The organism is Micromonospora sp. NPDC023633 (assembly GCF_040640035.1).
Lineage (GTDB): Bacteria > Actinomycetota > Actinomycetes > Mycobacteriales > Micromonosporaceae > Micromonospora.
The window spans coordinates 15,186-37,876 of sequence record NZ_JBFABB010000066.1 but is presented as its reverse complement, the minus strand read 5'-3'; the positions used below and the strand labels follow the sequence as shown (position 1 = coordinate 37,876).

The window sequence follows — 22,691 nt, the reverse complement described above, 5'->3', positions numbered from 1 at the left end:
CCGGGCCCGCCCCGACCCGGCGGGCCCGGGGGGTGCGGTTGTGGGTGCCCATGACGCCGGCCACCCGCCCGCCGGGGGCGCCCGCCCACCGCCCGCCCCCGTCGCCGCCGACGGCGGCGTCGACCGCGAGCCCGAGGGCGGCGGGCAGGGCGAGTTCGGCGGCGGCGCCGGTGAGCGCCACCGCGCCGAGCAGGACCGTCCAGCCGCCGCCGTCGCGGACCACCCGCCGCAGCAGCCGGTCGGAGCCGGTCGGCGTCCGCATCGGTCCTCCCGCAGAAGACGTGCGGCCCTGGGCGGACACGTCCATCCGCCCAGGGCCTCGCGTGATGACCTGATCAGTTGCAGGTCGTGACGGACAGCGAGCTGTCGCCGCAGAGCAGCAGGCTCGCCTGGCTGCCGCCGCCGGTGCGGTCGGCGGGGGCCATCTCCATGCCCTGAAGGTCGAGAAGCGCCATGTCGATCATCTCCTTCTGTGCTGGTCGGTCGGGTGGTCGTGCCCTGCATGTCGCCGGTGAAGGCGTTCGGTTCAGTTGCAGGTCGTGACGGACAGCGAGCTGTCGCCGCAGAGCAGCAGGCTCGCCTGGCTGCCGCCGCCGGTGCGGTCGGCGGGGGCCATCTCGAGGCCCTGGAGGTCCAGAAGCGCCATGTCGTGTCACCTCCTTCCGTGCTGGTCGGTCAGGTCGGTCGCCCTCGCCGAGGCGAGGGAGTCGGGGGCGCCCGTCAGGGGCGCGAGGAACGGCAGGCTCACCGGGTCGTCGGGCCGCGCGGTGGCCAGGGCCAGCAGCACGCCGGCGGTGCCGGTGCCGAGGTCCATGGACAGCCGCAGCAGCTGCTCGCCCGGGAAGCCGGTCCCGTCGCCGTAGGGCAGGGCGTGCCACGCCAGCCGGGCGACCTGCTCGTCGCGTTCGCGGCAGCGCTGCGGGTCGGCGGGGTCCGCCGCGAGGTAGGCCACGATGCCGGCGCGTCCGGCGAAGAGGCCCGCCTGGGCGTAGAACGGGGACCGGGCGGCGCGGCGCACGCCGGCGCTGGCCTCGGCGAACCGCTCGTCGGCGCGGTGCCGCAGGTACTCGTCGAGCACCAGCCCGATCCCGACGCTGCCCTGCCCGAGGTAGGGCATGGTGCGCCAGCCCTCGTTGACCTGCAGCGCGCCGTCGGGGCGTACCACGCAGCGGCGCAGGTCCTGGCGCAGGGCCGTGGCGGCGTGCTCCAGCAGCGCCTGCTCGCCGGTCAGCTCGTGCAGCCGCACCAGCAGCAGCGCCGGCCCGGTCCGGCCGCGCAGCAGCCCGGCGTACGGGTTGCGCCCGCCGCTGATGTCCGGCCCCGGGTCGTCGGCGAGCTGGTCGATCACCCGCTCGGTGGCCCGCCAGGCCGCGTCGCGCAGGGCCGTCTCGCCGGTGCGCCCGGCCAGCTCGGCCAGGTTGAGCGCGATCCCGGACAGGCCGCGCGCGAGACTGTGGTCGAGACCGTCCAGCGGCTGGCGCAGGCAGATGTCGAGCACGTCGAGGGCGTCCTGCCGGCGACCGAGCGCCTCCAGGGCGTACGCGACGCCGTGCAGGCCGTCGTAGAAGCCGCACCGGGTGCCGGAGGCGGGCGCCGTGGCCCGGCGGGCCAGCCACTGCTCGTGTTCCGGCCACCGTCCGGCGCCGCTGACGTGCAGGGCGTACAGGACGCCGGCCGCGCCGTGGGCGAGGTTGAGCCCGCCGCTGCGGAACTGCTCGATGTCGCCCGGGAAGAGCCGGTCGTCCCGCTCCGGTGTCGCGCTGGCGAGGATCGCCCGGGCGAGCCGGTCGCGGTGGGCCGGTCCGACGTCGACGGTGAGGTCGGGCGCCGGCGCGGCGTCCGCCGGGGCGGGGCCGGTGATCTCGCGTACGGCGGCGTCGAGGAGGTCCCTCGGCACCGGGAACTGGGCGGCGATCACGTCGGCGAGGTGCGCGGCCTTGGCCGGCGCCAGGCGGAACAGCTGGGTCAGCGGCAGGAACAGCGCCAGCCGCAGGCAGGCCAGGGCGTACCGGTCGACGGCGGGGCCCGTGCGGTCCCCGGGTGCGGCGAAGCCCTGGTTGCGCAGTCCCGGCCGGCGGTGGCCGTCGATCGGCGCGGCGACCTCGAAGTCGACAAGCGCGATCCGGTCGTCCGGGCGGACCATGACGTTGAACAGGTGCAGGTCGCCGTAGACCAGGCCGCGGTCGTGGATCGCCGTGACGACCTGCTCGACCTGCCGGTGCACGTCCAGCGCCCAGCGGGTGTAGTCGGCGCGGTCGGCGTCGGTGGCGCCGGCGTCGATCAGTGGGTACCGGTCGACCAGGACCTTGTTGAGCGGGCGGCCCTCGATGAACTCCAGCGCGAGGAACCGGTGCTCGCCGAGCGCGAACTCGTCGTGCACCCGGGGCACCTGCGGCAGGTCGGCCAGCCGGCGCAGCGCGTCGGCCTCCCGGGCCAGGCGGGCCACCGCGTCGGTGCCGTCGGCGTCGAGGCCGGCGTACGGTCGGGCCTCCTTCAGCACGACCTGCGTGTCGGTCCGCACGTCCCGGCCGACGTAGAGGCCGCCGCCGTTGGAGAAGTGGATGACCTTCTCGATCCGGTACGGCACCTCGTCGGTGCTGGTGGCGTTGCGGGCGGCCAGGTGTGGGCCGAGGAAGTCGGGCAGCGTCACCCAGGACGGCACGTGGAACACCGGGTCGCGGCGGTCGGGCACCAGCGTGCCCGTGTCGTCCTCGATCGCCGGGACCACCTGGCCGTCGGGGGAGTGGCAGTAGCGAGCGGCGAAGCCGCCGTAGCGTACGTGCACCGGGCCGGCGCCGTGGCGCAGGTCGCTGAGGATGTACGGGCCGGGCTCGCCGGCGAGCAGCTCGTCGAGCTCCTTGCAGACCAGCTCCAGCTCCGCGTCGTCGCGGGGGTACACGGTGACGAACTTGCCGCTGGCCGCCCGGGAGGCGTACTTGGAGTTGCGCAGCAGCAGGGTGCGCGGGCCGCGGAGGAACTTGAAGGACAGTCCACGCGGGACGCAGTAGTCCCAGACGGCGTCCAGCACCCGCTCGGCGTTGTCCAGCGTCGCCGACACGTGGATCTTCCAGCCCTGCTGGGGCAGCGTGCCGCCCTCGGGGGCGTAGATCAGCCAGTCGTCGAGCGGCTCGGAGCGCCAGCCGTCGGGGACGGGCCGCTGCGCCGCCGCGAAGGTGGGCTGCTCGACCGCGCTGCCGAGGGAGTCGTAGAAGAGCCGGTCGGCGGCGCAGTAGCTGTCGTAGCGCTCGTCCACCCCGACCACTCCCTCCGCTGTTCGGTCGATGCCTTTGTCCTGCTGACGGAGATGAGTCTGTCCGTTCGGGCCATAGCGGTTCCAGTGCGTTCAGTCATGACGACGAATGCGTGCCGCACGGTCGGCCCGTGACAAAAGTCAGGTGCGCCCGGGGTGGGCGGGGCTCCGCCGGCGGGTCGCCGGCCGCGGGGCCGGGCGGTGCGCCCAGCCGGGCCGGTGGCGGTACGGTGCTCGCCGTGACCGCAGACGATCACCCCTCCGTCGCCCCCGACGGGCCCGTCGCCGTGCTGGCCAACCCGACCGCAGGCCGGGGTCGGCACCGAGGGCTGCTGCCGCAGGTCCTGCACCGGCTCGCGGCCGCCGGCCGGCCGGTACGCCCGCTGCACGCGCACACCGCCGACGAGGCCGAGGCGGCCTGCCGCGCGGCGGTGCGGGACGGCGCGTCGGCCCTGGTCGCGGTCGGCGGCGACGGGACCGTGCACCGCGCGGTGCAGGCGGTCGCCGGGACGGGCGTCCCGTTCGGTCCGGTGCCCGCCGGCACCGGCAACGACTTCGCCGCCGACACCGGCTTCCCGGCCGACCCGCTCGCGGCCGTCGACGTGATCGCGACGGCCCTGCGCGACGGCCGCACCCGCCCGGTGGACCTGGCGCGGATGACGGGGGCCGACGGCACGGGACGGTGGTACGGGGCGGTTCTCGCGGCGGGCTTCGACGCGATCGTCAACGAGCGCGCCAACCGGATGCGCTGGCCGAGCGGTCCGCGCCGCTACGACCTGGCGATCCTGGTGGAACTGGCCCGGCTGCGCCCGCGCCGCTACACGCTGCGGCTCGACGGGGTGGCGCACGAGGTGGACGCCGTGCTGGTGGCGGTGGGCAACTGCGCCAGCTATGGCGGCGGCATGCGGATCTGCCCGGACGCGGACCCGACCGACGGCCTGCTCGACGTGGTGGTGGGCGGCCGGTTCGACCGCCGCACCTTGATGCGGGTGAAGCCGCGCATCTACCGGGGCACCCACGTGGCGCACCCGCTGGTGCGCAGCTACCGCGCCCGCGCGGTCGAGCTGAGCGCCGAGGGCATCACCACGTACGCCGACGGCGAGCGCGCCCTGTCCCTCCCGCTGACCATCGCCGCCACCCCCGCCGCCCTCCACCTCCTCCGCTGACCCACCCCACCCCGCCCGCCCTCTCCCGCCCCCGCACCTGTCGATCATGCAGTTGTGGTGCCTCGCATAAGTTGTGTAACCGGGCAGAACCGGCACCAGAAGTCCATGATCGACGCGTGGGGCGGGAGGTTAGGAGGGCGTGCGGGTGATGCGGTCGAGCCACTCGGCGAGCAGGGTGCGTTCGGCGACGGTCAGGTCGGTGGCCAGCGTGTCGAGGGCGGCGCGCAGCGCCACGGCGTGCCGGATCGGACGGTCGGTCCGGGAGGTGGCCCGGGCGGCAGCCGAGTCGGTGACCAGGGCGGCGAGCACCGCCTCCCGGGTGCGGGTCGACAGGGCCGGGTCGCGCTGCGGCGGCGGGGTCCGGATCAGGGTGAGGGTGACCCCGCATCCGGTGGCGTGCAGCATCTCGGTGGCCTCGTCGACGCCCGTGCGCAGCCGGCCGGCCTCGGCCACCCGGTGCACGAGCTGACGCAGGATGTCGGCCGCGACCCGGGTCGCGGTCGGGGTGGCGCCGGGGCGCGGGTCGCCGTACATGAGGGCGTGGAACGCCGGGTTGGCCACGCCGAAGCCGACGTGCAGGTCCCAGCCGCGGCGCAGGTCGTCGACCGGGTCGCCGGCGAGGTCCCCGGCCGCCTGGGCGTGCAGGTACGCGGCGAACCCGTAGCTGGCCGCCGCGTCCAGCAGGCCGCGCATGTCGCCGAACTGACGGTAGATCGTGGGCGCCTGCACCCCCGCCGCCCGGCTGACCGCGCGGGTGGAGACGGCCTCCCGGCCGCCCTCGGCGAGCAGCGCGGCGGCGGCCCGCACGATCCGGTCCCGGGGCGACGCCTCAATGATCATGGCAGCGACGATAACGCCTTCGCGTTAGCGTCGGGTGTTAACGGCGCTATCGACGTGTCGTTAGCTCTGCTTCTGGACCCCGGTCAGGTCCAGCACGGCGCCCAGCCCGTTGGCCCGGCCCGCCTCGGCGGCCGGCAGCACCAGCACCGCGCACCCGGCCGCGACCGCCCCCGCGTCGGCCGGGGTGTCGCCCACCATCAGCGTCCGCTCCGGGTCGACGCCGAGCATCCCGCAGGCGCGCAGGAAGATCCCCGGGTCCGGCTTGCAGCGCCCCACCTCGTACGACAGCACGAACGCGTCGACCAGCCCGGCCAGCCCCCACGCCTCGAAGTGCGGCCGGATGTCGAAGCCGATGTTGCTGACCACGGCCACCCGGACGCCCCCGGCCCGCAGGGCGGCCAGGGTCGGGGCGGTGTCCGGGTAGGGCACCCAGCCCTCGGGCACGAGCACCCGCTCGTAGAGCGCGTCGGCGAAGCCCTCGATACCCGCGTCCACGGTCTCGGCGAGCCCCGTGTAGGCGCCCCGGTGGGCGTGCGGGTAGAGGTCCCGGTCGGCCCAGAGCTCGGTCAGCCGGGGCGGCACCCGGGTCGGCAGCGGCCCGCCCGCCCGGCCGGCGGTCAGCAGCCGGTCGGCCAGCGCGGTGGCCCGCATCCGCTCCAGGGTCACCCCGCAGGCGGCCGCGGCCGCGAGCACCCACTCCCGGGGCTCCTCCACCTGGGCCAGGGTGCCGTGGAAGTCGAGCAGGACCGCCTCCACCGGCCGGCGGGACGGACCGGGGCGGACGGCGTCGTCGGCGCTGTGCGAGACGTGGGGCGGTTCGGCATGATCCGGCACGTCGTGCACCCTACCGACCGCCTCCGACCCCCCTGCCGGTCGGCCTTGTCCGGTGGCTGTCGGCGGCACGCACTAATCTTGGAGGCATGTCGAGCCCCGCCGAGCGGTACGCCGCGGCGCGCCGCCGGGCCGCGCAGGCCTCACAGTTCCCGGCGCTGGACGAGTTCGCCCTCGATCTGGGGTTCGATCTCGACGACTTCCAGCGGGAGGCGTGCCAGGCGCTGGAACGGGGCAGCGGCGTGCTGGTCTGCGCCCCGACCGGCGCCGGCAAGACCGTGGTCGGCGAGTTCGCCGTGCACCTGGCGCTGCGGGGCACGCCGGCGCGCGCCACGGCACCCGGCGACGCCGCGGCGCCCGCGACCGGCGACGAGGTCGCCCCGCCCCGGCGGCGCAAGTGCTTCTACACCACCCCGATCAAGGCCCTGTCGAACCAGAAGTACCACGACCTGGTCGACCGCTACGGCGCCGAGCAGGTCGGGCTGCTCACCGGCGACAACGCCATCAACGGCGACGCCCCGGTGGTGGTGATGACCACCGAGGTGCTGCGCAACATGCTCTACGCCGGCTCGGCCACCCTCGAGGGCCTGGCGTACGTGGTGATGGACGAGGTGCACTACCTCGCCGACCGCTTCCGTGGCGGGGTGTGGGAAGAGGTGATCATCCACCTGCCCTCCTCGGTCACCCTGGTCTCCCTGTCGGCCACCGTGTCCAACGCCGAGGAGTTCGCCGACTGGCTGGTCACCGTGCGCGGCGAGACCGCCGTGGTGGTCAGCGAGCACCGCCCGGTGCCGCTGTGGCAGCACATGCTGGTCGGCAAGCGGATGTTCGACCTGTTCCACGACGCCGACGCCGCCCGCAAGCACGACGTGCACCCCGAGCTGCTGCGCTACACCCGCGACACGATGCGCCGGCTGGAACTCGGCGAGGGCCGCAGCGCCGGCCCCGGCGGCGGCCGGCGCGGGCCCCGCTGGCGCGGCCCGATGCGCCCCGACATCGTCGACCGGCTCGACCGGGAAGGGCTGCTGCCGGCGATCCTGTTCATCTTCAGCCGCGCCGGCTGCGCCGCCGCCGTGCAGCAGTGCCTCGCCGCGGGCCTGCGGCTCACCTCGCCCGAGGAGCGGGCGGAGATCCGCCACGTCGTCGAGTCGCGGGTCACCGCCATCCCCGGCGAGGACCTGACCGTCCTCGGCTACTGGGAGTGGCTCGACGGCCTCGAGCGCGGCCTGGCCGCCCACCACGCCGGCATGCTGCCGGTGTTCAAGGAGGTCGTCGAGGAGCTCTTCGTCCGGGGCCTGGTGAAGGCGGTCTTCGCCACCGAGACGCTCGCCCTGGGCATCAACATGCCGGCCCGCTGCGTCGTGCTGGAACGCCTGGTCAAGTACAACGGCGAGGCGCACGTCGACCTGACGCCGGGGGAGTACACCCAGCTCACCGGCCGCGCCGGCCGGCGCGGCATCGACGTCGAGGGGCACGCCGTCGTCGTCTGGTCCCCGGAGACCGACCCCCGGCACGTGGCCGGGCTGGCCTCCACCCGCACGTACCCGCTGCGCTCCAGCTTCCGGCCGTCGTACAACATGGCGGTCAACCTGGTCGGCACGGTCGGCGCCGAGCCGGCCCGCGCGCTGCTGGAGTCCTCGTTCGCCCAGTTCCAGGCGGACCGCTCGGTGGTCGGCCTGGCCCGCCAGGTGCAGCGCAACACCGAGACCATCGAGGCGTACGGCGCAGAGGCGGCCTGCCACCACGGCGACTTCGACGAGTACTTCGCGCTGCGGGTGGCGATCGCCGACCGGGAGCGGGCCATCGCCCGGCAGGGGCAGAGCCAGCGCAAGGCCGCCGCGGTGGCCTCGCTGGAGCGGCTGCGGGTCGGCGACGTGATCCGGGTGCCGTCGGGCCGGCGGGCCGGCCTGGCCGTCGTGCTCGACCCGGCCACCGGCGGCTTCGGCGAGCCCCGGCCGCTGGTGCTCACCCAGGACCGCTGGGCGGGCCGGGTCAGCCCCGGGGACTTCACCACCCCCGCCGAGGTGCTGGCGCGCATCCGCGTGCCCAAGCACTTCAACCACCGCTCCCCGGCGGCCCGGCGCGACCTGGCAGCCGAGGTCAGCGGCACCGGGCTGGACCGCCACGGCGGCCGCCGGGGCGGCCGGTCCCGGCAGGCGGTCGGCGAGGACCACCGGCTCAGTCAGCTCCGCACCGAGCTGCGCCGCCATCCCTGCCACGCCTGCCCCGACCGCGAGGAGCACGCCCGCTGGGCGGAGCGGCGCCGCCGCCTGGAGAAGGACACCGAGGAGCTGCGGCAGCGGGTGGCCGGCCGGACCGGCTCGCTGGCCCGCACGTTCGACCGGATCGTGGCCCTGCTCACCGCCCGGGGCTACCTGACGCCCGACGGCACGGTGACCGACGCCGGCCGGATGCTCGGCCGGATCTGGACCGAGGCGGACCTGCTGGTCGCCGAGTGCCTGCGGCGCGGGGTGTGGGACGGGCTCTCCCCGGCCGAACTGGCGGCGGCGGTCTCCGTGGTGGTCTTCGAGGCCCGCCGCGACGTCGACGAGCGGGCGTCGCTGCCGCGCGGCCCCGTGGCCGACGCGGTCGACGAGACGTTCAAGCTGTGGAGCGAGATCGAGGCCGACGAGGCGGCCCGCGGCCTCACCGTCACCCGCGAGCCCGACCTCGGCTTCGCCTGGCCGGTCTACCGCTGGGCGCGGGGCGAGGCGCTCGCGAAGGTCCTCGGCAGCGGCCACGAGATCGACGGCGAGATGCCGGCCGGCGACTTCGTCCGGTGGGCGCGGCAGGTGGTCGACCTGCTCGGCCAGCTCGCCGACTCCGGCGGCGCCTCGACGGAGCTGAGGTCCACCGCCCGGCAGGCGATCGGCGCCGTGAACCGGGGCGTGCTGGCCTACCACACCCCGGCCTGACCCACTCTCCGTGTGGTGGGCGCAGCGCGTGCGGGCCGGCCGAGAGAGGCGCATCGCCTGAGCGCGCCGCGGCTGACCGCGAGGCGATGTTGGCCGGACCGCGGGCGCGGTTGATTTTCAGGCATACGGCTCAATCTGCCAGCCGGAAAGAGGGAGAGTCGGCGCAGAGGCTCGCGTGCTGGAGGAGGACCCGTGCGACCGACCCGCCGGCTGCTGGCGCTGCTCGGGCTCGCCGCGACGATGCCCCTGGTCGAGGCCGTCATTCTTGTCCTGATCCCGTTCCGCAACGCGCAGGGTCTGATACCACAGAGCTCCGCGGTCTGGCCGTACGACTCATACCACGACATGCGCTGGCTGCTGGTCTACCACAACTCCTGGTTGATGTTCGGGCTCCTCCTGCTGGGCGCGATCGTGCTGCGAGGGCTCTACTCCGCAGCCCTGGTCGGCCTGGCCTGGCCGGCAGGCGTACGGCGGCCGCCGTTCCGGGCGTTGGTGCGGCGCAACCTCGAAGTCGCGGCGTTCACGGCGGTCCTCGTCCTACCGTTCGCCGCGTACGCGGTCGCCGCATCGGTGGTGTCGCTGTCCTGGTTCCTGTTCGCCTCGCTGGGTCCCATGATCCTCCTCGCTCCCTTCTTGCAGCGGATGGCCGTGGGCCGGGGCCTCTGGCGGGGACTGCCTTCGGCCGAGCTCGTCGGCTGGTCGCTGCTCGACTTAGTGGTGATCTCGGTGGCCGGTGGCGTGGTGTGGCAGGTTCCCGCGCTGGTGACGCCGCTCGTTGCCGCGGTCGCGGGCGCGGTCAACGGCCTGCTGTGGAACCGGACGGTGCGGGCGGCCGTGCTCCAGACGCGGGTACGGTGGCGGCGGGTGCCGGTGGTGCCGATCGCCGTGGTGCTCGCGCTGGCCACTCCGCTGGTGTCGCAGGTGATCACCTCGCCCCGCCACGAACGGAACACCTTCATCCCGCCGATCTTCCACCGGCCGCTGCCCGAGAGGGTGCGCTACGCGGTGATCCTGCTGGACGGGCACGACTCCGCGTACGACGGCCGCCCGTTGGGGGACCCGGCGGTCGAGCGGTTCTCATACGCTGGCCTGGACGCGAGTGGCCGCCCGCTGCCGTACCGGTGGTATGACACCCACCGGTCGCTGAACTCGAGCGCGGAACTGCTCGCCGCGCAGGTGGACGCGCTGCATCGGCGGACCGGCAGGCCCATCGCCCTGGTCGGCCGAAGCGAGGGGGCGATGGTGGCCCGGCGCTACCTCGGCGATCGGCCGGACCCGCGGGTGCAGGCACTGGCGATGTTCAGCCCGCTGGTCCGCGCCGGGCGTGGGTACTATCCACCCCCGGACGCCAGTACGGGCTGGGGTCTGGCCACCGGCTGGCTGCTGCGGGGGATGTTCGCTGTCACGCAGGTCGGCAGAACAGCCGCTACCACGCCGGACGAGCCGTTCATCCGCTCACTGATGGATGAGGACGGGCCCTTCTATCGCCTACACATGATGTGTCCTATCCCGGGGGTCCGGGCGATCGCCTTCCTGCCGACGGTCACCGCGTCCGAGGCGCCACCGGATCCGTACATCCGCATCCCGGCGGTCGAGGCACCGTCCTTCCACGGGGGGCTCCTCGGCCGCCCGGCCATCCAGGATCAGTTGATCGACTTTCTCGCGGGCGAGGATGTCAACGTCCGGCGCCGGGAGTACGGCCTTCTGGAGCGGCTGGGTGCGGCCTGGCACGCACCCAACCTTGCGCTGCGCATCAACCCGGTCTGGGAACCCACCGTGCCGTCCGGCACTCCGGCCTTCTCGACGAAACTCTTCTGCCGTCCGTTGCGGCAACCAGGCTGACAGTCAGGTCAGACCCGCGAAGCGGGGATCCGGCTCGCTGCGCGGAGCTGCCCGGCGAGCAACCAGACGGCCACGGCGGCGAGCGTCGCCGTCATCCAAACCGCCAGCGGGTGGTACGGCAGAAGCAGGATGCCGAGCCCGATGCCCACCGTTGCGGTGACGATCGCCGCGACGGTGGTGGCGCGCCGGTCGACGAGCACCGCCAGCCCGGCCAGGGCGGTCGCCACCCCGACGACGAGCCGGACCCAGCCCCAACTGGTGATGTCGAGGCAGAACATCTCCGCACTGGGGATGTCGACGTACGGCCCGAGCGGGACGATGGCGAGCCCGGTGAGAAAGTCGATCCCCCCGGCCGCACCCAGCAGCACCGCAGCCAGGTAGCGCCGGCTCCGTCGCTCGCCGTCCGGGCCGATGCCGTTCAGAAGCGGCCCGCCTCCCGTCATGCCTCCTCCGCCCGTTGTCTCCGCCGCCGTGCAAGCCGTGCCCGAGCGCTCCCACCAGGCTATCGAGGGTCACCCTGCCCCGTTGCCAGTAGCGGACCTCCCCTCCGTACCAGGCGTTGGCTCCGTTCGACGATCCGGTGAACGTCGGTCGCTCGGACCAACCGGCCACGAGCCGACGCCCACGGCCGCGCTCCCGCTCAGCCGAGCGCCGATTCACCGCCTGGGTAGGCGAAGGACGCGCGCGGTGAATAGAAGCCCCAGACGATTTCGAGCGGCTCAGCGGGGCGCAGGGCGTAGACCGGGTGGTCGGGTGCCAGGAACTCCACCGACTCGATCTCGAAGGGGTCGACCGGCTCCGCCACGAAGGGGTAGTTCCCGCTCAGCAGGGCGCCGTCGAGTTGAGTGAGGTAGCGGAGCTGTCCACGGTTCACTGCGTCACCGGTGCGGCCGACCCGCGCCGTCGTGCGGATCACCGGTATGCTGTCCGCCTCCGTGGTGGCGACCAGCCGGTGCCCCTTCACCTCGATCGTGGTGGTCCCCGCGCTCGCCGGCACGCCCCGCGCGGCGGCGTAGTCGCGGACCGCCGGGCTGGAGTTGAAGTAGTGCGTCCACCAGCGGCCGGGGGTCACCCCGTCCGGGGCGTCGACCCCGGACAGGTCCGGACCGAGATACGTCAGCGAGTAGGCGCCGAAGCCCGAGGTCTGCACGGCGTCGTCGACGACGTACTGGTTCATGAAGACCTGCCGGTTGGGGGCGGGCTCGAGGCCCTCCGGCACCAACGCGGCAACCGCGTCGGGGTCGGCCGGAACCCAGCCGAAATAGATCATCCGGCTGTTCACCACGAGCTGCGGTGCGGCGAGCTCAGTCATGAGGCTCCTTCCACGCATCCGGTCGGTTGCTACGACGCTACGTGGCGCGCACCGCGCGGACACCGACGGATTGGCGACACCGGCAGCGCCGGCGACGTGCCGCGTGAGCGTGTCCTGGCGGTTCTTCTTCGGCGTCGTGGCGGTCAGCGTCATCCGCACGCCGGGGTTCGACGCCGCACGGGGGCGGGCTGGTAGTCCTTCGCCCTAACCCTCCGCGCGGGGCACGTCACCCGCCGTGTCAGGGGCGTACCGGGTCGAGCTGGAGGTAGTCGAGGTTCCAGTTCTGGTAGGCGTCGGCCGGCAGGCTCACCCGTACGGTGTGGTGACCGGCCGCGAGCTCCTGAACGACGCCACTGGGCTGGAGCACCTCCTTGTTGTGGCTCGTGGTGTTCAGGACCGCCACCCGCTCGCTCTCGGGGCCTCCGTCGAACGACAGCGTGTACGTGCCGGCCGGGGAGTACGGCGACGACACCCGTGCCGAAACGGCGTATCTGCCGCTGTGAGGCACCTCGATGTCGTAGGTCAGCCACTCGCCGCCGCGCAACCACGAGACCCGCACGTTGCCGTCGGCGTCACTGATGTCCACGTCCTCGCCGGGGCGCATCGGCAGCCCGCCGCGGTTGCCGGCGTCGAGGTCGTGGTAGCCCACGCCCTGGCCCGGGAGGAAGTCCTCGGCCTGGACCCGGACGCTACCCCGCGGCACCGGGTCGCCGTCGCCGGTCTGCAGCCACCGCTCGAGCTTCTCGACGTCGTCGGTCTGGATGACGGTGGCGCCGAAGCTGGTGACCAGCCCCTCCCAGCCTCGACGGGGATCGATCAGCGAGGCCTCGTCGGTGAAGCGGTCCGCCAGACCGTTCCACATCGAGTTGAGCCAGACCCTGCTGTTCGTCGCCAGCCGGTCGAGGAACGGCTTGCGTGCCACGACGTCGTACTGGCTGTCGAAGTTGACCTCGTACCCGACCGGCTGGTCGCCGCCGAACGCCGCGACGTCGGTGAGATTGCCGTCGCCGATCATGTGCAGGTAGAGCGCGCCCTCGTGGCCGGCCAGGAACCGTTGGACCTCTGCCACCGGCGCGGCGCTCTTGTAGAGCCCGTTGCGGACCGTCCCGGTCTCGACGAGGACCTTCCAGATCTCCTCGCGGAACGGCCAGCCCTTGTCGAGATTGACGAGGCCACGCGTCTTCGCGACCTCCATGGCCTCGGCGAGGGTCGGGACCTGCTCGCCGGTGACCGCCGCCTGAGCGCCGCCGAGGCCCTGCTTCAGGCGGAGCGCCTTGACCTGGGCGAGAGTGAGGTCGGCGACCGCGCCGGTTCCGTTCGTCGTGCGGTCGACCGTGGTGTCGTGCATGAGCACGGGTACACCGTCCTTGGTCAGCCGTACGTCGATCTCGGCGATCTCGGCGCCGTCCTCGTAGGCAGCCGCAATTGCGAGCAGCGAGTTCTCCGGGGCCTCGCGCCACTGGCCGCGGTGCGCGGCGGTGAGGATCTTTGCGTTCGGACCGTGGTCGAGGATGTCATGGTAGGCGCGCTCGGCCGGCGTGCCGCCACCCTTACCCGGCCCGCCGTAGCGGAGCGCCGGGGGAGGAGTGCCTACGCCACTGGCTGCGACGGCGAGGGCCGCCGGTGCTTGCCGGCCGGTCGTGAGCACTGCTCCGGCGACAGCGCCGCCAGCGGCAAGGGAGAGCGCGGTCACGACGCGTACGGCGTGGTTGACGGGGGATCGGTTCATGGTCGCCGAACCTAGGGCCGAACCAGTTGCGCTGGGCGTACCGGGCGTTGACTCCGCTTGACGATCCGGTGAAGCTGTCAGGCGCGCTGGGCGAGGGCGTCGACCAGTCGGCGCGCCGAGCCGGCCAGGTTCCACGTGCCGGCCAGTTCCAGCAGCCGGTCGGGGTCGGCCGGGGCGCTGGGCAGCGCGGTGGCCAGCTCGGGCAGCGGCACGTCGAGGGCGACCCGGACAACCCTCGGCGCGACGGCCAGGTAGTCCCGCGCGGCGGCGAGCTTGGTGCGCAGCCCGGGGGCGAAGCCGGAATCCGGCTCGTCCAGGGCGGCCAGGACGCCCGCGATGTCGCCGTAGCGCTCCACGAGCCGGGCGGCCGTCTTCTCGCCCACGCCCGGCACCCCGGGCAGCCCGTCGCTCGGGTCACCCCGCAGGGCGGCGAAGTCGGCGTACCGGGCGGCCGGCACCCCGTAGCGGGACCGCACGGCGTCGTCGTCGCAGTCCTCCAGCTTGGCCACGCCCCGCCCGACGTAGAGCAGCCGCACCGGGCGGGCGTCGTCGACGAGCTGGAACAGGTCCCGGTCGCCGGAGACCACCTCGACCGGCGCCGGCTGGGTGACCGACAGCGTGCCGAGCACGTCGTCGGCCTCGTAGCCGGCCGCGCCGACGTGGGTGATGCCGACGGCGTCGAGCACCTCCAGGATCAGCGGCACCTGGGGGCTGAGCGTATCGGGCACCACCTCGCCGCCCTCGGGGGCCAGCCGGTGCGCCTTGTACGACGGCAGCAGCGCGACGCGCCACTCGGGTCGCCAGTCGTGGTCCATCGCGCAGACCATCCGGTCGGGCCGGCGGGTGCGGATCAGGGTCGCCAGCATGTCGAGGAAGCCGCGCACGGCGTTGACCGGGCTGCCGTCGGCGGCGCGGGCCGCGGACTCGGGGATGCCGAAGAAGGCCCGGAAGTAGAGGCTGGGCGCGTCGATGAGCATGATCGGGGGTCGCTGTGCCACGCCCGACAGCCTGGCACACCCCACCGACGATCGGGGGGTACGGCGCGGCGGTCAGCGCGGCGGTCAGGGGCGCTCGTCGCTGGAGTAGAGCGTCTCGCGGCGGGCCAGGTACTGCACGGCGTAGCTCGCGACCAGCAGCGCGACGGCGACCGCCACCTCGATCCAGGCTGCCGTGCCGTCGGCGATCGTGAGGCCGACGACCAGCAGCGCCAGGCCGGCCACCGCGAGGATCCCGGACCAGAGCAGCGCGCCGCGGCGCGCCGCGGCGCGGTCCGGGTCGTTCGGTGCCACGGCTGTCGGTCCTCTCCGTCGGCGAGGCGCTCGCAGCTCCACGCTATCGGCGCGGCCGGCCGATCGGGCCGGAACCGTGCTGCGAGCGCCCCGACCTGGGGCGCACACTGGCCGGTGTGACGTTCCTTCCCGGCCTGACGCTCGGCCGACGGTTCCACGACGAGGTGCTCGCGCCGATCCTGCGCCGGCGCTTTCCCGGCCTGCGCTACGCGGCCGGCCTGCTCGACGGCGGCTCGGAGCTGCTCGGGCTGGACACCGCGCGCTCCACCGACCATGACTGGGGGCCGCGGGGGCAGCTCTTCGTGGCGGCGGCCGACGCCTGGCGGATCCCGCAACTGCACGCCGCGCTGGACGCCGACCTGCCGGCCGACTTCCTCGGCTGGCCGACCCGGTTCGCCGGCCACGGCCGCCTCGGCGTGGTCGACCCGGCGGGCGTCCGGCACGGGGTGAAGATCGACGAGCTGGGCGGCTGGTGGCGCGACCGGCTCGACTTCGACCCGGCCGCCGGGGTCACCACGGCGGACTGGCTGGCCACCCCGACCCAGCGGCTGGCCGAGGTGACCGGCGGCGAGGTCTTCCACGACGGCCTCGACGGGGCGCTCACCGGGGCGCGGGCCGCGCTGCGGTGGTACCCCGACGACGTGTGGCGGCACGTGCTCGCCGCCGGGTGGACCCGCGTCGCCCAGGCGGAACACCTGCCCGGCCGCTGCGCCGAGGTAGGCGACGACGTCGGCAGCCGGGTGGTCACCGCCGGCCTGGCCCGGGACGTGATGCGGCTCGGCCTGCTGCTGCGCCGCCGCTGGCCGCCGTACGACAAGTGGCTGGGCACGGTGTTCGGCCGGCTGCCCGGCGCGGGACCCGTGGTCGCGGCCCTGGCCGACGCGCTGGGCCAGGGCGACTGGCCGCGCCGCGAGGACGGGCTGGTCCGGGCGCTGGAGGCCGTCGCCGCCTGGACCGACGACACCGGGCTGGCGGCGCCGGTGCGCGCCCGGCCGCGCCCCTTCCACCGCCGGCCGTTCCTGGTCCTGGACGCCGGCCGGGTCGCCGCCGCGCTGCGCGCCGCCGTCACCGACCCGGCCCTGCGTGGGCGGCCGCCGGTCGGCGCGGTCGACCAGTACGTCGACAGCGTGGACCTGCTGACCCACGCCGACCGGGCCCGGCGGCTGGCCGGCGCGCTGCCCGTCGTGCCGGACGGGCCGGGCTGAGCGCAGGTTCGGCCGTCAGCGGCCGGCCGGCACGGGGTTCGCGCGGCGGTCGCCGGCCGCCCGGTCGTGGTCGGTGAGGTCGCGCAGGCGCCGGACGGGGGACAGCAGCAGCGCCAGAGGCGCGCAGACCGCCGCGCAGGCGAAGACCAGCAGGGTGGCCCGGGTCCCGGCGACGCCGGCGAGGGCGCCCGCGAGCAGTCCGCCGACCGGGATGGCTCCCCAGGAGACGAAGCGGGCCGTCGCCATCACCCGGGAGAGCAGCTCGGGCGGGCTGGCGATCTGCCGGTAGGTCCGGGTGGTCACGCTGAGCACCACGACGCCGGCCGCGAAGACGACGTTGCCGACGGCGAAGGCGACGTACGCCGGCCAGCCGGTGCCCCAGGGGACGACGAACGCGCCGCCGACCGACACGAACGCGGCGACGACCAGGGCCCGGGCGGTGCCAAGCCGGGCGGTGATCCGGGCTGTCAGCGCGGCCCCCACCAGCGAACCGACGCCCTCGACGGCGAGCAGAAGGCCGACCAGACCCGCCGGGGCGTGCAGCTCACGCACCAGGTGCAGCGGGTAGAGCGCGAGCTGCGCCCCGCAGACGAAGTTCACCGCCGTCGCGGCCCACATGCCGGGGCCCATCACCGGGTGGTACGCCACGAAGCGCCAGCCCTCGCGGATCATCTCCCCGACCGGCGGCCAGCGGTCCGGCGCGTCGACGCGGCGGGCGGGCAGGGAGCGCAGCAGGGCCGCCGAGACGAGGTAGCCGGCCGCGTCAACGAGCAGGGTCGGCACCGCGCCGAACGCCTGCACCGCGAGGCCGCCGAGCGGCGGCCCGCTGAGCTGGGTGGTGGCGTGCGTGGCGGAGGTCAGGCTGTTGCGGGACTGCAGCTGGTCCCGGTCGACGATGCTCGGCAGGAAGGTCGAGTTGGCCACGTCGAAGAGCACGGTGGCGAAGCTGACCACCAGCGCGGTGACCACCAGGTGGGCGACGGTCAACCGGTCGGACCACCACGCGACCGGCACCGACGCGACGGCCAGCGCGCGGGCCAGGTCGGCGCCCACCTGCGTCCCGCGCAGCGGCAGCCGCTGCGCGACGACGCCGGCCGGCAGCCCGATCACGAGCCAGGCGACGTAGCTGGCGGCCACGATGAGGCCCATCTCGAACGCGGTGGCGTCGAGCACCGTCAGCGCGGTCAGCGGCAGCGCCACGGCGCCGACCGCCGACCCGACCGCGCTGGTCGTGCCGGCGGCCCACCACCGCCAGAACATCCCGGCTGCCTGCCCTACGCCCATGTCGTCCGCCCCCGTCCGCGAGCCAGTGAGTTCCAATCTGAAACGGACTATAGTCGAGGGCGACGGAGCGGACGGGGGTGGGATGTGCGGCGGGCCGACCTGGCGGACGCGGACTGCGGCATCGCGCAGGCGCTGGGCGTCCTCGGCGACTGGTGGACGTTCCTCATCGTGCGCGAGGTCGCCGGCGGGACGACCCGCTTCGACGCGCTCCACCGCGAGCTGGGCGTCAGCCGGCGGGCGCTGACCGAGCGCCTGGCCGGGCTGGTCGCGCACGGCGTGCTGGAGCGACGGCCCTACTCGGCGCACCCGCCCCGCTTCGACTACCTGCTCACCGCCAAGGGTGAGGGCCTGTTGCCGGTGCTCATCGCCCTGCAGGACTGGGGCACCCGGCACGTGATGGGCGACAGCGACCTCACCGCGACCGCCGACGCCGCCTCCGCCGAGGCGCGCCGCGTGCACAACCTGATCGGCCGGCGGCTCCCCGACGCCGTCTTGCCCGGGCACGACGGCCGGCCGGTCGCGCCAGCCGACACGCGGGGCTGGAGCGTGCTCTACTTCTTCCCGGGGGCGTTCGCGCCCGGGGCGCGGGCCCTTCCGCCCGGCTGGGGAGAGATCCCCGGCGCGGCCGGCTGCACGCTGGAGTCCACCAGCTACGCCGCCCGGCACGCGGACTTCCGGGCCGCCGGCGCGCGCGTCCTCGGGGTGAGCACCCAGCGGCCCGACCAGCTCGCCGACTTCGTGGTGCACGCCGAGCTGCCCTTCCCGCTGCTGTCCGACCAGGACGGCCGGCTCGCGGCGGGGCTGTCGCTGCCCATGTTCCGGGCCGGGGGCGTCGAGCGGTTCAAGCGCCTGACCCTGCTGGTCGGCCCCGACGCCGTCGTCCGCGCGGTGCAGTTCCCGGTGACCGACCCGGCCGGCTCCGTCGACGAGATGCTCGCCCTCGTCCGGCGCCGGGCCGCCTCATGAGCGCCCCGTCGCGGGAGCGTTCGTCGGCGCGCCGGGCCGCCGCTCTCTGAGCGTCCGACCGGGGAGCACCCTCGAACGCGGCGGACGCCGTCTGCGCCTCGTCCGGCAGCGCCCGCCGGAGCACCGGGCGGGCTGGGTCGGCGCCCGAACGACCGTTAAGCTGGCCGGTGTGGGATTTGAGGAGCTGTACCCGCCGCAGCGGCTGGCCGCCGCGCAGCGCGCCACCGCCGCCGCCGGGCTGGACGCGCTGCTGCTCAGCCCCGGCTCAGACCTGCGCTACCTGACCGGCTACGACGCGCACGCCGGCGAGCGGCTGACCTGCCTGGTGCTGCCCGCCGAAGGTGAGCCGACCCTGGTCGTGCCCACCCTGGAGCGGCCGGCCGCCGAGGCGTCCCCCGCCCCGGCCACCGGCGTGCGGATCGTCGACCACGCCGACGGCACGGACCCGTACCCTCTCGTCACCGCCGCCCTCGGCGGGTCCGTGGCCGCGGTCGGGCTGGCCGACCGGATGTGGGCCGAGCACGTCCTCGCCCTGCGCGAGGCGCTGCCCGGCGCCACCCAGCGCCTCGCCTCCGAGGTGCTGCGCGAGATGCGCGTCCGCAAGTCCCCGGCCGAGGTCGCGGCGCTGGCCGAGGCGGGCGCGGCGATCGACGCGGTGCACGCGCGGATGGGGGAGTGGCTGCGGCCGGGCCGCACCGAGGCGGAGGTGGGCGCCGACATCGCCGGGGCGATCCGGGCCGCCGGCCACGTGAGCGTGGACTTCGTGATCGTCGCCGCCGGTCCGAACGGCGCCAGCCCGCACCACGGCACCTCCGACCGCCCGATCGGCGCCGGCGAACCGGTCGTCGTGGACATCGGCGGGACGATGCCGTCGGGCTACCGCTCCGACTGCACCCGCACCTACGTCGCCGGTGCCCCCGCGCCGGCCGAGTTCGTCGACTACTACGCGGTGCTGCACGCCGCCCAGCGGGCCGCCGTGGCCGCGGTCCGCCCCGGGGCCACCGCCGAGGAGGTCGACGCGGCAGCCCGGGAGCCGATCGCCGCCGCCGGCTTCGGCGCGGCGTTCCTGCACCGCACCGGCCACGGCATCGGCCTGGACGGCCACGAGGAGCCCTACGTGGTGGCCGGCAACGCCCGCCGCCTGGAGCCGGGGATGGCGTTCTCCGTCGAACCGGGCATCTACCTGGCGGGCCGGCACGGCGCCCGCATCGAGGACATCGTCGTCTGCGCCACGGACGGCGTGCAACGGCTCAACACCATCCCCACGGAGCTCATCGCGCTATGACTGTCGACCGGATCCTCCCCACCGACGAGGCCCATGACCTGCTCGACCTCGCCACCGAACTCGCCGACCGGGAGCTCGCGCCCCGGGCCGCCGGGTTCGAGGAACGCGCGGAGTTCCCCCGCGAGGTGCTGCGCACCCTCGGGCGCGCCGGCCTGCTCGGCCTGCCCTACCCCGAGGAGTACGGCGGCGCCGCCCAGCCCTACGAGGTCTACCTCCAGGTGCTGGAGATCCTGGCCGGCCGCTGGCTCGCGGTCGCCGAGGCGGTCAGCGTGCACACCCTGTCCTGCTACCCCCTGGCCCAGTTCGGCACGGACGAGCAGCGCAAGCTGCTGCCCGACATGATCGGCGGCGAACTGCTCGGGGCGTACTGCCTGTCGGAGCCGCAGGGCGGCTCGGACGCCGCCGCGCTGACGACCAAGGCCGTGCGCGACGGCGACGCCTACGTGGTCGACGGCACCAAGGCGTGGATCACCCACGCCCAGGTGGCGGACTTCTACGACATCTTCTGCCGCACCGGCGGCCCCGGCCCGAAGGGCATCTCCTGCCTGCTGGCCGACCGAGCCACGCCCGGCATCGAGCCGCAGGCGGCCGAGCGGACGATGGGGCTGCGCTCCTCCCCGGTGGCCCAGATCGCCTTCGACTCGGTCCGGGTGCCGACCGAGCGGCTGATCGGAGGGGAGGGGGCGGGCTTCACCATCGCCATGTCCGCCCTCGACTCGGGGCGGCTCGGCATCGCCGCCTGCGCGGTCGGGCTGGCCCAGGCCGCGCTCGACTACGCGGTCGGCTACGCCCGGGAGCGGCAGCAGTTCGGCAAGGCGATCATCGACTTCCAGGGACTGGGTTTCACCCTCGCCGACCTGGCCACCCAGATCTCCGCCGCCCGGGCGTTGACGCTGGCCGCGGCCCGGCTGCGTGACGCCGGCCGGCCGTACTCGATCGAGGCGGCGAAGGCGAAGCTCTTCGCCACCGACGTGGCGATGCGGGTGACCACCGACGCCGTGCAGGTGCTCGGTGGGGCCGGCTACGTGGCCGACCACCCGGTCGAGCGGTACATGCGCGAGGCCAAGGTGCTCCAGATCGTCGAGGGCACCAACCAGATCCAGCGGCTGGTCATCTCCCGGGCCCTGGCGAAGGGCTGACGGACGGCCGCCCCGCCGGCGCGGCACGTGTGTCGCGTCGCGCCGGCGGGCCGCGTCGTCGCCGGGAAGCGGTTTTCCCGGTAGGTTGCACGCCGTGGAGGAGATCGACCGCGCCATCATCGCCGCGCTCACCGCTGACGGCCGGCTGTCGTACACGGATCTGGCGGAGAAGGTGGGCCTGTCGGTCTCCGCCGTGCACCAGCGGGTGCGCCGCCTGGAGCAGCGCGGCGTGATCAAGGGGTACGCCGCCCGGGTCTCCTTCGAGGCCCTCGACCTGCCGCTGACCGCGTTCGTGGCGATCCGGCCGTTTGATCCGTCGCAGCCCGACGACGCGCCGGAGCGGCTGGCCCACCTGCCCGAGATCGACTCGTGCTACTCGGTGGCGGGGGAGGACTTCTACCTCCTGCTGGTGCGGGTGGCCAGCCCGGCGGACCTGGAGCGGCTGCTCCAGGAGATCCGGACGGCGGCGAACGTGACCACCCGCACGACGGTGGTGCTGTCGACGCCGTACGAGAACCGGCCGCCGAAGATCAGTGCCGAGCCCCAGCTTCGGGCGCGTTCGCGGGCGCCGGGGGAACCGGCTGGTTCCAGCGCAGGATGACCCGCCGGCCGTGCTCGTGGCCGAGCACGCTGAGCGTGGCGGTGTCCAGCCGTAGCAGCCCGCCGGCGGACGGCGGCAGGCCGACCCAGCGGGCGCCGAGCACGCGCAGGCTGTGGGCGTGCCCGACGAGGGCGACGGTGCCCCGGTCGAGCAGCGGGTGGACCCGGGCGAGCACCCGGTCGAGGCGCTCGCCGACCTGGTTCGGGGACTCCCCGCCGGGGCAGCCGTCGGTCCAGATGGACCAGCCCGGGTGGTCGTCGCGGATGTCGGCGGTGGTGCGCCCCTCGTACTCGCCGTAGTTCCATTCGGCCAGGTCGTCGACCGTGCCGGTGACCGTGAGGCCGGCGAGCCGCGCGGTGTGCCGCGCCCGGGCGCGGGGGCTGGTGAGGACTGCGGCGAAGCGCCGGCCGGCGAGGAACCGGCCGAGGGCGTGGGCCTGCCGCTCGCCGTCGGGGGTGAGCTGGAGGTCGGTGTACGAGGTGTGCCGGCGGGTGGCGCTCCAGGTGGTCTCACCGTGCCGGATCAACAGGATCTCTCCCATTCGTCCAGTCAACCAGAACCCCTTTCCCACCGTTCACCTAGTGTCCTAGGATGCCCTAGCGGGTGTGACAGCCGCCACGGGGACACGACGACGTTTCCGCCAGCAAGGTGCGGGCACCCGAGCAGACGAGGGCCGGGGGAGGCCCGGCCCGCGTGGAGGAGGCGACATGGGCTTCACCGGCAAGGCGAAGAACAAGGTCGGACAGCTGGCCGGCGCCACCAGGAAACGACTCGGCGGCGCCATCAACAACGAACGGATGCGCGGCGAGGGCGCCACGCAGCAGAGCGACGCGCGTGCCCGACAGGCCGGCGAGCACCTCACGGACGCCGGCCGGGACGTGAAGAATGCCTTCACGAGGTGACCCGCGGGCGACGTGGCCGGGCCCCGACAGGGGTGGCCACGTCGCCGGGTGGGGCACTCCCGGGCCGGCTGGACCCGGGAAACGCGTCACCCCCGGGCCGATGGATCGGCTCCGGGGGTGACGGCGTGCTGGTGG

The 22,691-nt window shown here is 74.6% G+C and carries 21 protein-coding genes and 1 pseudogene; 9 read left to right on the top strand and 13 right to left on the bottom strand.

Annotated elements, in window-relative coordinates; genetic code table 11:
• The 4 genes and pseudogenes from AB0G13_RS20840 to lanKC form a co-directional block, all read right to left on the bottom strand.
• Positions 1-262 (bottom strand): annotated as a pseudogene (locus AB0G13_RS20840) (ABC transporter ATP-binding protein); the annotation flags it as partial.
• A gap of 73 nt (positions 263-335) precedes the next feature.
• On the bottom strand, positions 336-455 hold the full coding sequence (locus AB0G13_RS20835) for a SapB/AmfS family lanthipeptide (RefSeq protein WP_210837199.1): 120 nt from the start codon (positions 453-455) through the stop codon (positions 336-338).
• A gap of 71 nt (positions 456-526) precedes the next feature.
• Positions 527-646 (bottom strand): SapB/AmfS family lanthipeptide, encoded by a 120-nt coding sequence (locus AB0G13_RS20830; RefSeq protein WP_210837191.1) that lies wholly within the window; start codon positions 644-646, stop codon positions 527-529.
• Between the two features lie 6 nt (positions 647-652).
• A complete protein-coding gene (gene lanKC, locus AB0G13_RS20825) occupies positions 653-3,253 on the bottom strand; it encodes a class III lanthionine synthetase LanKC (protein WP_357876513.1) in 2,601 nt (866 codons plus the stop codon).
• A gap of 227 nt (positions 3,254-3,480) precedes the next feature.
• Here lanKC and AB0G13_RS20820 point away from each other — a divergent pair, with 227 nt between their 5' ends.
• Positions 3,481-4,416 carry a diacylglycerol kinase gene (locus tag AB0G13_RS20820; protein ID WP_357876526.1) on the top strand — a complete coding sequence of 312 codons (936 nt, stop codon included), beginning with the start codon at positions 3,481-3,483 and terminating at the stop codon, positions 4,414-4,416.
• 129 nt (positions 4,417-4,545) lie between these two features.
• Here the strand turns inward: AB0G13_RS20820 and AB0G13_RS20815 are convergent, their stop codons facing one another.
• Positions 4,546-5,256, bottom strand: a complete 711-nt coding sequence (locus AB0G13_RS20815; RefSeq protein ID WP_357876511.1) for a TetR/AcrR family transcriptional regulator — start codon at positions 5,254-5,256, stop codon at positions 4,546-4,548.
• Positions 5,257-5,316: 60 nt separating this feature from the next.
• The gene (locus AB0G13_RS20810; protein WP_357876524.1) at positions 5,317-6,012 is read right to left on the bottom strand and encodes an HAD-IA family hydrolase; all 696 of its coding nucleotides are present in this window, start codon (positions 6,010-6,012) and stop codon (positions 5,317-5,319) included.
• A gap of 164 nt (positions 6,013-6,176) precedes the next feature.
• Here AB0G13_RS20810 and AB0G13_RS20805 point away from each other — a divergent pair, with 164 nt between their 5' ends.
• A complete protein-coding gene (locus AB0G13_RS20805) occupies positions 6,177-9,002 on the top strand; it encodes a DEAD/DEAH box helicase (protein ID WP_357876509.1) in 2,826 nt (941 codons plus the stop codon).
• A gap of 192 nt (positions 9,003-9,194) precedes the next feature.
• Positions 9,195-10,844 carry a hypothetical protein gene (locus AB0G13_RS20800; protein WP_357876507.1) on the top strand — a complete coding sequence of 550 codons (1,650 nt, stop codon included), beginning with the start codon at positions 9,195-9,197 and terminating at the stop codon, positions 10,842-10,844.
• Positions 10,845-10,852: 8 nt separating this feature from the next.
• Here the strand turns inward: AB0G13_RS20800 and AB0G13_RS20795 are convergent, their stop codons facing one another.
• The 5 genes from AB0G13_RS20795 to AB0G13_RS20775 form a co-directional block, all read right to left on the bottom strand.
• A complete protein-coding gene (locus AB0G13_RS20795) occupies positions 10,853-11,287 on the bottom strand; it encodes a hypothetical protein (RefSeq protein ID WP_357876505.1) in 435 nt (144 codons plus the stop codon).
• A gap of 197 nt (positions 11,288-11,484) precedes the next feature.
• Positions 11,485-12,156: a hypothetical protein gene (locus AB0G13_RS20790; RefSeq protein WP_357876503.1), complete on the bottom strand. Its 672-nt coding sequence runs from the start codon at positions 12,154-12,156 to the stop codon at positions 11,485-11,487.
• A 238-nt stretch (positions 12,157-12,394) separates the two neighbouring features.
• Positions 12,395-13,885, bottom strand: coding sequence for a glycerophosphodiester phosphodiesterase family protein (locus AB0G13_RS20785; protein WP_357876501.1), 1,491 nt, complete (start codon positions 13,883-13,885; stop codon positions 12,395-12,397).
• Between the two features lie 77 nt (positions 13,886-13,962).
• Positions 13,963-14,862, bottom strand: coding sequence for a 5'-3' exonuclease (locus AB0G13_RS20780; protein WP_357876522.1), 900 nt, complete (start codon positions 14,860-14,862; stop codon positions 13,963-13,965).
• 84 nt (positions 14,863-14,946) lie between these two features.
• The gene (locus AB0G13_RS20775) at positions 14,947-15,174 is read right to left on the bottom strand and encodes a hypothetical protein (protein WP_357876499.1); all 228 of its coding nucleotides are present in this window, start codon (positions 15,172-15,174) and stop codon (positions 14,947-14,949) included.
• Positions 15,175-15,290: 116 nt separating this feature from the next.
• On the opposite strand from AB0G13_RS20775, the gene AB0G13_RS20770 reads away from it, so the two are divergent.
• A complete protein-coding gene (locus AB0G13_RS20770) occupies positions 15,291-16,379 on the top strand; it encodes a DUF4037 domain-containing protein (protein ID WP_357876497.1) in 1,089 nt (362 codons plus the stop codon).
• 15 nt (positions 16,380-16,394) lie between these two features.
• Here AB0G13_RS20770 and AB0G13_RS20765 read toward each other — a convergent pair whose 3' ends face one another.
• The gene (locus tag AB0G13_RS20765) at positions 16,395-17,663 is read right to left on the bottom strand and encodes an MFS transporter (protein ID WP_357876495.1); all 1,269 of its coding nucleotides are present in this window, start codon (positions 17,661-17,663) and stop codon (positions 16,395-16,397) included.
• An 84-nt stretch (positions 17,664-17,747) separates the two neighbouring features.
• Here AB0G13_RS20765 and AB0G13_RS20760 point away from each other — a divergent pair, with 84 nt between their 5' ends.
• The 4 genes from AB0G13_RS20760 (at position 17,748) to AB0G13_RS20745 (ending at position 21,654) form a co-directional block, all read left to right on the top strand.
• Positions 17,748-18,629, top strand: a complete 882-nt coding sequence (locus tag AB0G13_RS20760) for a winged helix-turn-helix transcriptional regulator (protein ID WP_357876493.1) — start codon at positions 17,748-17,750, stop codon at positions 18,627-18,629.
• A gap of 169 nt (positions 18,630-18,798) precedes the next feature.
• Positions 18,799-19,914, top strand: coding sequence for a Xaa-Pro peptidase family protein (locus AB0G13_RS20755; protein WP_357876491.1), 1,116 nt, complete (start codon positions 18,799-18,801; stop codon positions 19,912-19,914).
• Entirely contained in the window at positions 19,911-21,053 is a 1,143-nt protein-coding gene (locus tag AB0G13_RS20750) for an acyl-CoA dehydrogenase family protein (RefSeq protein WP_357876489.1), read from the top strand. Before AB0G13_RS20755 ends, AB0G13_RS20750 begins: the two co-directional genes overlap by 4 nt.
• Before the next feature lie 94 nt (positions 21,054-21,147).
• A complete protein-coding gene (locus AB0G13_RS20745) occupies positions 21,148-21,654 on the top strand; it encodes an Lrp/AsnC family transcriptional regulator (protein WP_357876487.1) in 507 nt (168 codons plus the stop codon).
• Here AB0G13_RS20745 and AB0G13_RS20740 read toward each other — a convergent pair.
• The gene (locus AB0G13_RS20740) at positions 21,584-22,195 is read right to left on the bottom strand and encodes a histidine phosphatase family protein (RefSeq protein ID WP_357876485.1); all 612 of its coding nucleotides are present in this window, start codon (positions 22,193-22,195) and stop codon (positions 21,584-21,586) included. The genes AB0G13_RS20745 and AB0G13_RS20740 overlap by 71 nt on opposite strands.
• Positions 22,196-22,361: 166 nt before the next feature.
• Here AB0G13_RS20740 and AB0G13_RS20735 point away from each other — a divergent pair, with 166 nt between their 5' ends.
• Positions 22,362-22,556 (top strand): CsbD family protein, encoded by a 195-nt coding sequence (locus AB0G13_RS20735; protein WP_357876483.1) that lies wholly within the window; start codon positions 22,362-22,364, stop codon positions 22,554-22,556.
• The last annotated feature ends 135 nt before the right edge of the window (positions 22,557-22,691 follow it).